This is a genomic window from Streptomyces sp. 6N223 (genome assembly GCF_052246635.1).
Taxonomy (GTDB): Bacteria; Actinomycetota; Actinomycetes; order Streptomycetales; family Streptomycetaceae; genus Streptomyces.
Map to the genome: position 1 here is coordinate 121812 of NZ_JBQQCA010000004.1, position 13248 is coordinate 135059.

General features: G+C 73.8%; 13 protein-coding genes. 8 read left to right on the forward strand and 5 right to left on the reverse strand.

The genetic code is table 11. The features are described from left to right. Positions 1–61 precede the first annotated feature (61 nt). The 3 genes from ACTWQH_RS04770 to mmpB all read right to left on the reverse strand — a co-directional run bounded on the left by ACTWQH_RS04770 (position 62) and on the right by mmpB (position 2486). A complete protein-coding gene (locus tag ACTWQH_RS04770; RefSeq protein ID WP_443285041.1) occupies positions 62–757 on the reverse strand; it encodes an ABC transporter ATP-binding protein in 696 nt (231 codons plus the stop codon). Positions 758–787: 30 nt separating this feature from the next. Beyond that, a complete protein-coding gene (locus ACTWQH_RS04775) occupies positions 788–2275 on the reverse strand; it encodes an ABC transporter permease (protein WP_443285042.1) in 1488 nt (495 codons plus the stop codon). 82 nt (positions 2276–2357) lie between these two features. Then, entirely contained in the window at positions 2358–2486 is a 129-nt protein-coding gene (mmpB, locus tag ACTWQH_RS04780; protein WP_443285043.1) for a morphogenic membrane protein MmpB, read from the reverse strand. A 120-nt stretch (positions 2487–2606) separates the two neighbouring features. Here mmpB and ACTWQH_RS04785 point away from each other — a divergent pair, with 120 nt between their 5' ends. Continuing rightward, positions 2607–3002: a VOC family protein gene (locus ACTWQH_RS04785; RefSeq protein ID WP_443285044.1), complete on the forward strand. Its 396-nt coding sequence runs from the start codon at positions 2607–2609 to the stop codon at positions 3000–3002. Here the strand turns inward: ACTWQH_RS04785 and ACTWQH_RS04790 are convergent. Together ACTWQH_RS04790 and ACTWQH_RS04795 are read right to left on the reverse strand one after the other, a co-directional pair. Next, positions 2993–3211, reverse strand: a complete 219-nt coding sequence (locus tag ACTWQH_RS04790) for an acyl-CoA carboxylase epsilon subunit (protein ID WP_443285045.1) — start codon at positions 3209–3211, stop codon at positions 2993–2995. The genes ACTWQH_RS04785 and ACTWQH_RS04790 overlap by 10 nt on opposite strands. Positions 3212–3278: 67 nt before the next feature. After that, entirely contained in the window at positions 3279–4868 is a 1590-nt protein-coding gene (locus ACTWQH_RS04795) for an acyl-CoA carboxylase subunit beta (RefSeq protein ID WP_443285046.1), read from the reverse strand. A gap of 122 nt (positions 4869–4990) precedes the next feature. Here ACTWQH_RS04795 and ACTWQH_RS04800 point away from each other — a divergent pair, with 122 nt between their 5' ends. The 7 genes from ACTWQH_RS04800 (at position 4991) to ACTWQH_RS04830 (ending at position 13237) form a co-directional block, all read left to right on the forward strand. Further along, positions 4991–5866: a biotin--[acetyl-CoA-carboxylase] ligase gene (locus ACTWQH_RS04800; RefSeq protein ID WP_443285047.1), complete on the forward strand. Its 876-nt coding sequence runs from the start codon at positions 4991–4993 to the stop codon at positions 5864–5866. Positions 5867–6293: 427 nt separating this feature from the next. Further along, the gene (locus tag ACTWQH_RS04805; RefSeq protein WP_443285146.1) at positions 6294–7331 is read left to right on the forward strand and encodes an adenylate/guanylate cyclase domain-containing protein; all 1038 of its coding nucleotides are present in this window, start codon (positions 6294–6296) and stop codon (positions 7329–7331) included. After that, positions 7328–8125, forward strand: coding sequence for an enoyl-CoA hydratase/isomerase family protein (locus ACTWQH_RS04810; protein WP_443285048.1), 798 nt, complete (start codon positions 7328–7330; stop codon positions 8123–8125). The genes ACTWQH_RS04805 and ACTWQH_RS04810 overlap by 4 nt, the downstream gene beginning before the upstream one ends. 143 nt (positions 8126–8268) lie before the next feature. Beyond that, a complete protein-coding gene (locus ACTWQH_RS04815) occupies positions 8269–9432 on the forward strand; it encodes a diguanylate cyclase domain-containing protein (RefSeq protein WP_443285049.1) in 1164 nt (387 codons plus the stop codon). Positions 9433–9753: 321 nt separating this feature from the next. Further along, positions 9754–11325: a histidine ammonia-lyase gene (gene hutH, locus ACTWQH_RS04820; protein WP_443285050.1), complete on the forward strand. Its 1572-nt coding sequence runs from the start codon at positions 9754–9756 to the stop codon at positions 11323–11325. Positions 11326–11393: 68 nt separating this feature from the next. Then, positions 11394–11750: a hypothetical protein gene (locus ACTWQH_RS04825; protein ID WP_443285051.1), complete on the forward strand. Its 357-nt coding sequence runs from the start codon at positions 11394–11396 to the stop codon at positions 11748–11750. 218 nt (positions 11751–11968) lie between these two features. Further along, on the forward strand, positions 11969–13237 hold the full coding sequence (locus ACTWQH_RS04830; RefSeq protein WP_443285052.1) for a L,D-transpeptidase: 1269 nt from the start codon (positions 11969–11971) through the stop codon (positions 13235–13237). The last annotated feature ends 11 nt before the right edge of the window (positions 13238–13248 follow it).

Sequence of the window (13248 nt, forward strand, 5' to 3'; positions counted from 1 at the left end):
CCAGCACCCCAACAGGGGCTGAGCGCCGTCGTCAGGGGGCGGGTGGGCGGGTGGGGGAGGGCTAATCCGCCGAGTGCGCATCGGCGTTGTCCGTCACCTTGATCCGGCCCCTCGCGATCCGCGCCACCCGCTCGGCGCGGCGGGCAATCGTGCTGTCGTGGGTGACGAGCACGAAGGTCAGCTCCAGTTGGCGCCACTGCTTCTCCAGCACCTCCATCACCTCGTCGCGGGTGGACTCGTCGAGGTTGCCCGTGGGCTCGTCGGCCAGCAGCACGCTGGGGCGTTTGGCCAGCGCGCGGGCGATGGCGACGCGCTGCTGCTGGCCGCCGGACAGCTCGCTGGGCAGGTGGTCGGCGCGTTCGGCCAGGCCGACCGAGGCCAGGGCCTCGGCCGCGCGCCGGCGGCGTTCCGCGCCGCGCAGGCCCAGCGGCACCAGCGCGGTCTCGACGTTCTCCTGCGCGGAGAGCGTCGGGATGAGGTGGAAGCCCTGGAAGACGAAGCCGATGCGCTCGGCGCGCAGCCGGGTCAGCTTCGCCTCCGACAGGCCGCTCATGTCGGTGCCGTCGAGCCGCACGCTGCCCCGCGTGGACCGGTCGAGGCCGCCCAGGAGCTGCAGCAGCGTGGACTTGCCGCCGCCCGTGGGCCCCTGGATCACCAGGCGGCTGCCGGTCGGGACGGTCAGCGAGACGCCGTCGAGGGCGGTGACGGTGGCGCGGCCGCGCCGGTAGTTCTTGGTGACGTCGGTGAGTTCGTACATGGTCGGTCTCCGTTGGCGGTGTGACGGCGGCTAGGCGACGCGGCGCAGGGCGTCGGCGGGGCGCAGGCGGGCGGCGCGCCAGGCGGCGAAGGCGCCGGCGATCAGACCGCCGATCACCGCGAGGGTGACGGCGATGGTGAGCATGTCGAGGCTGACGGGGGCGGTGAGGCCGATGTCGAGCGACCCGCCACCGCCACCGCCGGATCCGGCGGCGTTCTCGGACGCCTCGCCGCCCGCGCCGCCCGGCCTGATCATGACCGGCCCCCCGCCCCCGCCCGGCCCCTGGCCGAGGCCGCCCGCGAGGTCGGCGGTCAGGCCCGGTTTGACGGTGGTGATCGCCCACGCCGCCAGCACGCCGAGGCCCAGCCCGATGGCGCCGCCGACGAGACCGGTGACCAGGGACTCGCTCATCACCTGCCCGGTGACGCGCCGCCGCGTCCAGCCCAGCGCCTTGAGCGTGCCGAACTCCCGCACCCGGCGGGACACGGCCGAGGAGGCCATCATCCCCGCCACGACGAAGGAGGTGCCGAGCACGATCCACGACAGCCAGCGGCCAACGCCGTCGGCCAGGTCGGCCGCCGTCGACAGCGAGCCGGAGACCTGGTCGGCCAGGTCGTCGGCGGTGGTGACCTGGGCGCTGTCGATCCGGTCGGTGATGGCGGTCTCGATCGCGTCGAGCCGCGTGGAGTCGGCCGCCTGGACGTAGATGTCGGTGAGCTCGCCCTCGCTCTCCGAGAGGGTCTGCGCCTGCTTGAGCGGGATGTAGGCGTCCGAGGCGGCGTCGGCGCCGGCGGCGTTGACCAGGCCGACGATCTCGAAGTCCGTCCCCTTGATGGTGAGCGTGTCGCCGACCGCGAGGTCCTCGCTGGCGGCGTAGTCGGCGTCGAGGAGCGCCACGGCGTCGTTGGTCTCGTCCGTGGCGAAGCCGCGCCCGTCGGTGATCTCGGCGCCGTTGAGGGGGCCGAGCTCCGGCTCGCTGACGTCGGTGCCGAGGATCGAGTAGCCGTCGACGCCGAAGTCCGCGCCGCCGCCCCCGACACGGGGCCCGCCGTCCCCGGCCGGAGGCCGGCTCTGATCGCCCTCCCCCCCTTCCTCGCCTTCCGTGATCTCGCCGGGGTCGAAGGAGCCGGAGACCGAGATGCTGCTGAGCCGGAGCGAGCCGGCGGCGTTCGCGACGCCGTCGATGCCGGCGATCTCGGCGACGCGGGAGTCGTCGAGGGTCCCGAAGCCCTCGACGACGAGCTGGTCGCTGGACTGTTCCGCACCCTCCTCGGCGTCGAACTCGAAGCGTGGGCCCCGCCGCTCGCCCTCCTCGGGTTCCTCGAACTCCCGGGTGACGGTCATGTCGGTGCCGAGGCCGTACAGGGATTCCAGCACGTCGTCCTGCGCCTTGCGCATCCCGGAGGAGACGGCGTTGACGATGACGACGAGGGCGATGCCGAGGGCGAGCCCGAGGGAGATGACAAGCTGGGCCTTGCGGCGTCTTCGCAACTCGCGCCGCAGATAGGTGAACATCATGCGGGGGACGCTAGGAAGGGGCCGTGAGCCGGTCGTGAGGGGCCGATGAGAACTTCATGAGAAGCGAGGCCCTGCCGGGGGCTCAGCCGCCGCGTATGAGCAGATACGCCGCCAGCGCCGCCACCGCCAGGATCCACCACATCCGCCGCTGCATGGCTCGGGCGGTGCGGGCCTCCTCGTTCGGCTCCTGGCGCATGTCTGACCACAGCATGGGCCGATGCTGCCGGGCGTGGAGGGCCCGCGACATGAGTACTTCTACTCAGATTCAGACGGCATTCATTCGACGGCATTCATTCAGGGGTGTCGCCGCCCGTGCGGGCATGCTGCCGACATGACGACGATCAGGCAGATCTCGCTGGGCGTGGACGACGACCGGCGGGCGGCGGCGTTCTGGCAGGAGGCCCTGGGCTATGTGCGGCGCGCGCCGCGCTACGACGGGGACGACTGGATCGTGCTGGAGCCGCCGCCGGGCACACCGGGCGCGGCGATCGCGCTGGACGTCAGCGGGAGCCCGGCGGAGGAGTTCCCCCGCGTCCACCTCGACCTCGACGCGGGCGGGCGCGATCTCGACGAGGAGGTCGAACGCCTGGTCGCGCTGGGCGCGCGGCACGTGGACTGGCCGTACTACCCGGACAGCCCGCCCCGGGGAGCGCTGCCGTACGTGGTGCTGGCCGACACCGAGGGCAACCGCTTCTGCGTCGAAGGGCGGCGGCGAGGTCAGCGGTAGCTCATGCGCCAGGCGTCCGGGCCGGGGGCGCTCGGCAGGCCGCGCGGCACGGTGCGGGCCGGATCCGACCACGCGGCGGGCCGCGCGCTCGCGGCGCCGCCCGCCTCCTCCGCGGCGGCCGCCGCCGCGGCGGCAGCCCGCGCCTGCACCACCGCCACGGCGGCGGCCAGCTCCTCCGGCGTCGGATTGCCTCGCACGACCCTGATCATGCGCTCATCGTACGCACGCCCCGCCGGCCGGCCGGCCGGGCACGGCGCGCGCGGGCGAACGCGCCCCTCACAGCGGAATGTTCCCGTGCTTCCGCGGCGGTAGCTGCTCCCGCTTGGTGCGCAGCGCCCGCAGCCCTCGCACCACCTGGTGGCGGGTCTCGGCCGGGACGATCACCGCGTCGACGTACCCGCGCTCGGCCGCCGCGTAGGGATTCAGCAGCGCGTCCTCGTACTCGCGCGTCAGACGCTTCCGCTCCGACTCGCGCTCCCCGTCGTCGTCGATGGCCGCCAGCGTCCGCCGGTGGAGGATGTTGACCGCGCCCTGGGCGCCCATGACGGCGACCTGTGCCGTGGGCCAGGCCAGGTTCAGGTCGGCGCCCAGGTGCTTGGAGCCCATCACGTCGTACGCCCCGCCGAACGCCTTCCGCGTGATCACGGTGATCAGCGGGACCGTCGCCTCCGCGTAGGCGTAGATCAGCTTGGCGCCGCGCCGGATGATGCCGTTGTACTCCTGCTCGGTGCCGGGCAGGAAGCCGGGGACGTCGACGAAGGTCAGCACGGGGATGTTGAAGGCGTCGCAGGTGCGGACGAAGCGGGCGGCCTTCTCGGAGGCGTGGATGTCCAGGCAGCCGGCGAACTGCAGGGGCTGGTTGGCGACCACGCCGACCGAGCGGCCCTCCACGCGGCCGAAGCCGGTGATGATGTTCGGCGCGAACATGGCCTGCGTCTCCAGGAACTCCCTGTCGTCCAGGACGTGTTCGACGACCTCGTGCATGTCGTACGGCTGGTGGTCGGAGTCCGGCACCAGGGCGTTGAGCTGCCGGTCCTCCTCCGTGACCTCCGCCAGGTCCGCATCCTGCGGGTACGCGGGCGGCTCGGCGAGGTTGTTCGACGGCAGATAGGACAGCAGCGCCTTGACGTACTCGACGGCGTCCTTCTCGTCCGCCGCCATGTGGTGGGCGACGCCGGAGCGGGTGTTGTGCGTGCGCGCCCCGCCCAGCTCCTCGAAGCCCACCTCCTCGCCCGTCACCGTGCGGATGACGTCCGGGCCGGTGATGAACATGTGCGAGGTCTGGTCGACCATCACCGTGAAGTCGGTGATGGCGGGGGAGTAGACCGCGCCGCCCGCGCACGGGCCGAGGATCAGGGAGATCTGCGGGACGACGCCGGAGGCGTGGACGTTGCGCCGGAAGATCTCGGCGAAGAGGCCGAGCGCCACCACGCCCTCCTGGATGCGGGCGCCGCCGCCGTCGTTGATGCCGATGACCGGGCAGCCGGTCTTCAGGGCGAAGTCCATGACCTTGACGATCTTCTCGCCGTAGACCTCGCCGAGCGACCCGCCGAAGACGGTGAAGTCCTGCGAGTACACGCAGACCGGGCGGCCGTCGACCGTGCCGTAGCCGGTGACGACGCCGTCGCCGTACGGGCGGGTGGCGTCCATGCCGAAGCTGGTCGAGCGGTGCCGCGCGAACTCGTCCAGCTCGGTGAAGGAGCCCTCGTCCAGCAGCATGCCGACCCGCTCGCGGGCCGTCAGCTTGCCCTTGGCGTGCTGCTTGGCCACGGCGCGCGCCGAGCCGGCGTGCGTGGCCTCCTCCGCGCGCCGCCGGAAGTCCGCGATCTTGCCGGCGGTGGTGTGGATGTCGGGTTCGGGGGGCACGGCACGGGCTCCTCACACGTCGTCGAGCGGCGGCTGGCAGTGGCTGCCGCAAGGCAGGTTAACGACCCCCGGACGCCGCCGACGGTGCGGCGTGGGACACATCACCGGCATAGGCTTGAGACATGACGCCTACCGTCGGCCGTGCCCGGAGCCGCTGGTCCGATCTCGACCGACCGCCGCTGAACGCGGCCGCGCTGCGCTCCGCGCTCGTCTGGCCCGACGGCCTGTGGACGAGCCTGGAGGTGACGCAGTCCACCGGCTCCACCAACGCCGACCTGCTGAACGCCGCGCGCCAGGGCTCGGCCCTGGCCGGGAGTGTGCTCATCGCCGAGGAGCAGACCGCCGGGCGCGGGCGGCTGGGCCGCAGCTGGTCGGCCCCGGCCCGGTCGGGGCTGTTCTTCTCCGTGCTGCTGGAGCCGGAGCCGGAGGTGCCCGCCGCCCACTGGGGGTGGCTGCCGCTGCTGGCCGGGGTCGCCACCGCCACGGCGCTGTCGCGGGCCGCCGGCGTGGACACGGCGTTGAAGTGGCCCAACGACCTGCTGGTGCACGTGGACGGCGAGGAGCGGAAGGTCGGCGGCATCCTCGCCGAGACCACCACGACCTACGACCAGGCCAACGCCGTGGTGCTCGGCGTCGGGCTGAACGTTTCGCTGCGCGCGGACGAGCTGCCGGTGCCGCAGGCGGGCTCGCTGCTGCTGGCGGGCGCGAAGAACACCGACCGCGATCCGCTGCTGCGGGCGGTGCTGCGTTCGCTCGCCGACTGGTACTCGCGCTGGGCGGACAGCGGCGGCGACCCGGCCGTCAGCGGGGTCCAGCCGACGTACGCGGCGGGCTGCGCCACGCTCGGGAGGCGCGTGCGGGCGACGCTGCCCGGCGGGAGGGAGCTCAACGGCGAGGCCGTGGCGCTCGACGGCGAGGGGCGGCTGGTCATCGCCGCCGCCGACGGGGTCCGCCACTCGGTGGCGGCGGCCGACATCGTGCACCTCCGTGCGACGTGACGCAGGGCACACTGCCGTAGGGTTGGGCCGAGGAAAGCGCGCGACGAGCGCGGCGAAGGAACGGTTGGGGAAGTGCGCAGCGGAGGGATTGCCACCCTGATTGTGGATGCCACGCGGAAGGCGGGCGATGGCCGTGGCTGAGGCCGAGCAACCTGGGCCCAGGCGCGCTCCGGGGCCGGATCCCAGACTGGATCCGGGGTCGGATTCCAGGCACGAACGACCGGAACGGCCGGAACAACCGGAACGGACGGAACCACTGGAACCACCGGAACCACCGGATTCCCGGCCGGAACGCACGCCGGACGCCGTCGGCCGGGGCCCGGGCACCGGTCCGGACGCCGGACCCGACGCGGGACCGGAGCCGGCGCCGGAGCGCGGCGGCGACGAGGCACGCGAGCCGGGGAGCGGGGCGGGGCCCGAGACGGAGCTGGAGACGGACGAGACGATCGCGCTCCGCATGGAGCAGCTGATCATCGGCGCCGAGCGGCAGTACACCCCCTTCCAGGCGGCCCGCGCCGCCGGGGTCTCGATGGAGCTGGCCGCCCGCTTCTGGCGGGCGATGGGCTTCCCCGACATAGGGCAGGCCAAGGCCCTGACCGAGGCCGACGTGCTGGCGCTGCGGCGGCTGGCCGGCCTCGTGGAGGCGGGGCTGCTGAGCGAGGGCATGGCCGTGCAGGTGGCGCGTTCCACCGGCCAGACCACGGCGCGGCTGGCGGACTGGCAGATCGACTCCTTCCTGGAGGGCCTGACCGAGCCGCCCGAGCCCGACATGACCCGGACCGAGGTGGCGTATCCGCTGGTCGAGCTGCTGCTGCCGGAGCTGGAGGAGTTCCTGGTCTACGTGTGGCGGAGGCAGCTCGCCGCCGCCGCCGGGCGGGTGGTGCAGGCGCAGGACGACGCGGAGATGGTGGACCGGCGCCTGGCGGTCGGCTTCGCGGACCTGGTCGGCTTCACCCGGCTGACCAGGCGGCTCGAGGAGGAGGAGCTGGGCGAGCTGGTGGAGGCGTTCGAGACCACCGCCGCCGACCAGGTGGCCGCCCAGGGCGGGCGGCTGATCAAGACGCTCGGCGACGAGGTGCTCTTCGCCGCCGACGACGCGGGCACGGCGGCCGAGATCGGGCTGCGGCTGGTCGAGACGCTCGGTGACGACCCGATGATGCCGGAGCTGCGCGTGGGCATCGCCTTCGGGACGGTGACGACGCGCATGGGCGACGTCTTCGGCAACACCGTGAACCTCGCCAGCCGCCTGACCTCGATAGCGCCCAAGGACATGGTGCTGCTCGACGGCGCCATGCGGGAGGAGCTGACCGGGGGCGGGCTCGCGCCGCAGTCGGAGAAGGCGGCCGACGCCAAGGAGGGCGGCAGGGACGGCTACCGCTTCGCGCTCCAGCCGCTCTACCCGCGCCCGGTGCGCGGCCTCGGGATCGTCGAGCCCTGGCTGCTGACGCGGAGGTCGGTGTCGTGAGTGCCGAGAGCGAGCTGGTGTCCGTTCGCGTCGACGCGGAGCGGCACGTGGCCGAGCTGGTCCTGGACCGGCCGGAGGCCATGAACGCCATCTCCACCGGGCTGGCCGGGCAGCTGGCCGACGCCTGCGCCGCGCTCGCCGCCGACCGGTCGGTGCGGGCGGTGGTGCTGTGCTCCACGCACCCGCGGGCGTTCTGCGTCGGTGCCGACCTGAAGGAACGCAACGCCGCCGACGACTCCGAGCTGGCGGCGCAGCGCGAGCGGCTGCGCGCGGCGTTCGACGGCGTACGGGCGCTGCCCATGCCCGCCATCGCCGCCGTGCACGGCTTCGCGCTGGGCGGGGGGTACGAGCTGGCGCTCTCCTGCGACCTGATCGTCGCCGACCCCACGGCCGTGGTGGGCCTGCCCGAGGTGTCCGTGGGCGTCATCCCGGGCGGCGGCGGCACGCAGCTGCTGCCGCGCCGCGTCGGGGCGGCCCGGGCGGCGGAGCTGATCTTCACCGCGCGGCGGGTGGGGGCGGCGGAGGCGCTGGGCCTGGGCCTGTTCGACCGGCTGGCCGGGGACGGCGAGGACCGGGCCGAGGCGCTGGAGCTGGCCGCCCGGATCGCGGCGAACTCCCCCGTGGGGCTGCGCGCCGCCAAGCGGGCGCTGCGCGAGGGCTTCGGCATCGGTCTTGACCGGGCGCTGGAGGTCGAGGACGCCGCCTGGCGGACGGCCGCCTTCTCGCCGGACCGGATCGAGGGCGTCGCGGCGTTCAACGAGAAGCGCCCGCCGCGCTGGCCCGACCCGGCGTGACGTGGGCGTGAGGCGCGCGCGACGGCGCGCGCGAGGTTCGGCCGGTGGTGCGCGGGCAGCCAAGAACACCCAACAGTACGGCGAATGGGGCAGGGAGTAGCCGAAGGCGCCATAGCGTGCCGAACGCCCATAGCCTGGGGCGTATGGGCGAGGAAAACCGGTTGCGGGCCGTGGTGGAGCTGGCGCAGGGCATGGCCGCCGCACACGCCCTGGCGGACGTCGCGCACGCCGCCGCCGACCGGATCCGGCGCGCGCTGGACGGCTCCTTCGCCGCCGTCTCCGTCTGGGAGCGGGAGCGCGGCCGGCTGCGGGTGCTGGCCAACGCCGGGGAGCTGGCCGCGGGCGAGCAGGCGTTCCCCGCCGACGAGAGCTATCCGGTGCACGACTTCCCCGAGATCGCGCTCTTCGCCAGCGGCCGGGGGCGGCTGCGGCGCGGCGAGCCCCAGGCGTGGCTCGCGACGGCCGACGGCGCGGGCAGCGCCGCCACGCCGCGCCGCGTGGCCGCGCTGCGGGAGCGCGGCCGGAGCTGCTGCGTCGTCGCGCCGATCGTGCTGCGGGGCCGCGCCTGGGGCGAGCTGTACGTGGCGCGCGGGCGCGGCGCCGACGCCTTCGGCCGGCGCGACGCGGAGTACGCCGCCGTGCTGGCCTCGGTCGTCGCGACCGGGCTGCTCCAGCACGAGCGGCTGGAGGAGGTGCGCCGGCTCGCCTTCACCGACCCGCTGACCGGCCTGGCGAACCGGCGCGCGGTGGACCTCCGTCTGGACGAGGCGGTGGCGCAGCACCGGGCCACCGGCAGCGTGGTGAGCCTGGTCGTCTGCGACGTCAACGGCCTCAAGCAGGTCAACGACACCTACGGCCACGCCACGGGCGACCGGCTGCTCGAGCGCTTCGGCTCGGTGCTCTCGCTCTGCGGGGCCCAGGTGCCCGGCGCGCTCGCCGCCCGGCTGGGAGGCGACGAGTTCTGCCTGCTGGCGGTCGGCGCCGCGACGGACGAGGTGGTGAGCGCGGCCACCGAGGTGTGCCGACGCGCGGCCGAGCTGGAGCTGGGCAACGGGGTCGCCTGCGGCGTCGCCTCCACGGGCGAGGCCATCGGCACCCCGCTGAGCGCCCGCCGCCTCTTCCGCCTCGCCGACGCAGCCCAGTACCGCGCCAAGGCGGCCCGCTCCCGCGAGCCGGTCGTGGCGGGCAGGGGCGGCCCCCACGACGAGGTCGTCACCCTGGCGGACGCCGCCAAGCCCCCAGCCACCGAGGGCGACGACCGCCGCCGCTTCCGCGGCCGCGCCCCGAGCCCCGGCCGGGCCAGCTAGGCAGCCGACGACGCCCGGGGCTTCGCCCCCGGACCCCGATGCCCCAGAGCCTCCGGGGGCGCGCCGCGCCAGCCCTGGGCCAGGCCAGTCCTGGGCCGGTCCCAGCCCGGAGGGCGAGCACGACGGGCAGGACGCCTCCGGCTCCGCCTCTTCCCGGCCCTCACCGATGCGGCTCCGCCGCGCCCGTGCGGGCCGTGCCCACGCCCCGGAAATCGGTGGGACCAGCGGGCCCGGGGCGGAACCCCCGGGCCGAGGCGTCCGCCGCAGGGCGCGGGCGTCGTGCGATGAGCCGCCCGCCCGGCGAGGACATACGCTCCCGGCATGGCAGCCACGCACCGCACCAGAGACCAAACACCCGCCGTGGTCACCCTCGGCACCTCCGGTACGACGCCCGGCGACGTCATCGCCGTCGCACGCGACGGTGCCCGGGTCGAGCTGTCGGGCGAGGCGCTCGGTGCCATGGCCGCCGCCCGCCGGGTCGTCGACGAGCTGGCCGCCAGGCCCGAGCCGGTCTACGGGGTCTCGACCGGCTTCGGCGCCCTCGCCGTCCGGCACATCGCCCCCGAGCTGCGCATCGCCCTCCAGCGCAACATCGTCCGCTCCCACGCCGCCGGCCTCGGCCCGCGCGTCGAGCGCGAGGTCGTGCGGGCGCTCATGTTCCTCCGCCTGAAGACCCTCGCCTCCGGCCACAGCGGCGTACGCCCCGGCGTGGCGCGCGCCATGGCTGATGTCCTCAACGCCGGCATCACCCCCGTCGTCCACGAGTACGGCTCGCTCGGCTGCTCCGGCGACCTGGCTCCACTCTCGCACTGCGCACTGACACTCATCGGCGAGGGCGAGGCCGAGGGCCCCGACGGCCGCGTCCGGCCCGCCGCCGAGCTGCTGGCCGAGCACGGCATCGACCCCGTCGAACTGCGCGAGAAGGAGGGCCTCGCGCTGCTGAACGGCACCGACGGGATGCTGGGCATGCTGCTGCTGGCCTGCGCCGACCTTGCACGCCTCCTCACCAGCGCCGACATCACCGCCGCCCTCACCCTGGAGGCGTTGCTGGGCACCGAGCGCGTGCTCGACGCCGAGCTGAACGCGCTGCGCCCCCACCCGGGCCAGGCCGCCAGCGGCGCCAACATGCGCCGCGTCCTGGCCGGCTCCGGCCTCACCGGCCACCACCAGGACGACGCCCCCCGCGTCCAGGACGCGTACTCCGTGCGCTGCGCCCCCCAGGTCGCCGGCGCCGGGCGCGACACCCTCGACCACGCCCGTACCGTGGCCGCCCGCGAGCTGTCCGCCTCGGTGGACAACCCGGTCGTCGTCTCGGGCCGCGTCACCTCCAACGGCAACTTCCACGGCGCCCCCCTCGGCTACGCCCTGGACTTCCTCGCCATCGCCGCCGCCGACCTCGCCTCGATCGCGGAACGCCGCACCGACCGGCTGCTGGACCGCAACCGCTCACACGGCCTGCCGCCGTTCCTGGCGCGGGACGCGGGCGTGGACTCGGGACTGATGATCGCCCAGTACACGCAGGCCGCGCTGGTCAGCGAGCTGAAGCGGCTGGCGGTGCCCGCCTCGGTGGACTCCATCCCGTCCTCGGCGATGCAGGAGGACCACGTCTCCATGGGCTGGTCGGCGGCGCGCAAGCTGCGGCGCGCGCTGGACTGCCTGACGGGCGTGATCGCGATCGAGCTGTGCGCGGCGAGCCGCGCGATCGAGCTGCGCGCCCAGCGGCTCCGCCCCGGGCCCGCCGCCGAGGCCGTGGTCGCGGCGGCGCGGGCGGCCGGGGTGGGCGGCGCGGGGGAGGACCGTTTCCTCGCCCCCGACCTGGCGTCGGCCGAGGCGTTCGTGCGCGACGGCTCGCTGGTCCGCGCAGCCGAGGCGGTGACGGGCCCGCTGGCCTAGGGCCCGTCCGCCGGGCCGCTGCGGGTCGCGTGGTTGAGCTGACGGTCCGGCGAATTACGCTCCGAGATATGAGTACCGACGAAGGAGTCCCCGAAGGAGTCCCTGGGGACAAGGGCATGCGTCACGTGAGGGTTCGCGTGGAGATGGTGCTGGAGATCGACGAGCCGGACGAGCTGATCCGGGCCGCCTGGGCGCGGATCGTCGGCGACGAGCAGCTGCCCGCGGGGGAGAGGGAGCAGGCCGCCCGGGCCGTCTCCCGGGACGTGGCGGAGGCCGTCGCGTATCTCATCGACCCGGTCGACCTGGTCGGCGAGATGCCCGGCGTGGTGCTGGCGCAGGCGTCGTGGAGCAGCGAGCTGACGCACTACGACCCGGAGGCGTCGTGGTACGTGGAGGAGGAAGACGACGACGATGACGGGCGCTGACGGACGGGCGCTGTCGGCGTTGACTGTGAGGACGCGGGCGAGGACGGACGGCGACGGTCGGCGACGGCCGGCGAGGGCGGGGAACGTGAGCAATCGGACATCGATCGCACGCATGGTCTCCCGCACAGATTCACCTACAGTGGAACCGGCCGCAGCCGTTGTCGCGTTCTCCCCAATGCCTTTCGGGAGACACGGCTGTGGATGGAGTTAGGGAGCACATGACAGCAATGCGGCGCGGGCGCGGGCGCGTGACGGTGGTGGCGGCGCTGCTGAGTGGGGTGCTGGCGCTGTCAGCATGCAGCGGCGGCGGAGACGACGGGGGCGACGACGCCAACGCCCCTCAGGACGGCAGCAGCGAGCAGGCCGATGCCGATCAGGCGGCGGAGAACGCCAACACCTCGGAGGCCGTCATATCCATGACGCCCGAGGATGCGGCGACGAACGTCGGGATCAACAGCGACGTCCAGGTCTCGGTGGAGAAGGGCACGCTCGACGATGTGACCCTGGTCGCCACGGAGACCGGTGCCGAGGTGGAGGGCTCCACCTCCGAGGACGGGACGAGCTGGGCGCCGGCCACCCAGCTGGAGCGGGCCACGCAGTACGAGCTCACGGTGCAGGCCAGCGACTCCAAGGGCCGCAAGGCCCACGAGAACGCCAGCTTCACCACCATCTCGCCGGAGAACAGCTTCATCGGGTACTTCACCCCCGAGGACGGCAGCACGGTGGGCGTGGGCATGCCGATATCGCTGAACTTCGACACCTCGATCACCAACAAGGCCGAGATAGAGGACGCGGTGGAGATCACCGCCAGCAGCGGCCAGGAGGTCGTGGGCCACTGGTTCAGCGACACCCGGCTCGACTTCCGGCCGGAGGACTACTGGGAGGCCAACAGCGACGTCACGGTGGAGCTGAACTGGGACGGCGTGGAGGGCGCCCCGGGCGTCGAGGGCGTGCAGGACCGCACCTTCAGCTTCCACGTGGACCGCGCACAGGTCTCCACGGTGAACGCCGACACCCAGCAGATGTCGGTCGTGCGGGACGGCGAGACGATCCGGACCATCCCGGTGACCACCGGCGCCGACGAGACGCCGACCTGGAACGGGCAGATGGTGATCTCCGAGAAGTTCGTGGAGACCCGGATGAACGGCGCGACCGTCGGGTTCACCGACGACGACGGCGAGGGGGAGTACGACATCAAGGACGTGCCGCACGCGATGCGGCTGTCCACCTCGGGCACGTTCATCCACGGCAACTACTGGGGCGGGGGCGTGTTCGGCAACGACAACACCAGCCACGGCTGCGTGGGCCTCGCCGACATCCGGGGCGCCGACGACCCCAACACCGACGGCGCCTGGTTCTACGAGAACTCCCTCCTGGGCGACGTGGTGATCGTCATCAACTCGAAGGACGAGACGATCGCCCCGGACAACGGCCTCAACGGCTGGAACATGAGCTGGGCCGACTGGGTGGCCGGCAGCGAGGTGTAGTGACGGTCTGA

Bases quoted from the DNA above. Each gene is read 5' to 3' on its own strand.
- hutH (WP_443285050.1), top strand. From the start codon at position 9,754: ATGGCAGCCACGCACCGCACCAGAGACCAAACACCCGCCGTGGTCACC.
- ACTWQH_RS04815 (WP_443285049.1), top strand. From the start codon at position 8,269: ATGGGCGAGGAAAACCGGTTGCGGGCCGTGGTGGAGCTGGCGCAGGGC.
- ACTWQH_RS04800 (WP_443285047.1), top strand. From the start codon at position 4,991: ATGACGCCTACCGTCGGCCGTGCCCGGAGCCGCTGGTCCGATCTCGAC.
- ACTWQH_RS04830 (WP_443285052.1), top strand. From the start codon at position 11,969: ATGACAGCAATGCGGCGCGGGCGCGGGCGCGTGACGGTGGTGGCGGCG.
- ACTWQH_RS04775 (WP_443285042.1), bottom strand. From the start codon at position 2,275: ATGATGTTCACCTATCTGCGGCGCGAGTTGCGAAGACGCCGCAAGGCC.
- mmpB (WP_443285043.1), bottom strand. From the start codon at position 2,486: ATGCTGTGGTCAGACATGCGCCAGGAGCCGAACGAGGAGGCCCGCACC.
- ACTWQH_RS04825 (WP_443285051.1), top strand. From the start codon at position 11,394: ATGAGTACCGACGAAGGAGTCCCCGAAGGAGTCCCTGGGGACAAGGGC.
- ACTWQH_RS04790 (WP_443285045.1), bottom strand. From the start codon at position 3,211: ATGATCAGGGTCGTGCGAGGCAATCCGACGCCGGAGGAGCTGGCCGCC.
- ACTWQH_RS04785 (WP_443285044.1), top strand. From the start codon at position 2,607: ATGACGACGATCAGGCAGATCTCGCTGGGCGTGGACGACGACCGGCGG.
- ACTWQH_RS04770 (WP_443285041.1), bottom strand. From the start codon at position 757: ATGTACGAACTCACCGACGTCACCAAGAACTACCGGCGCGGCCGCGCC.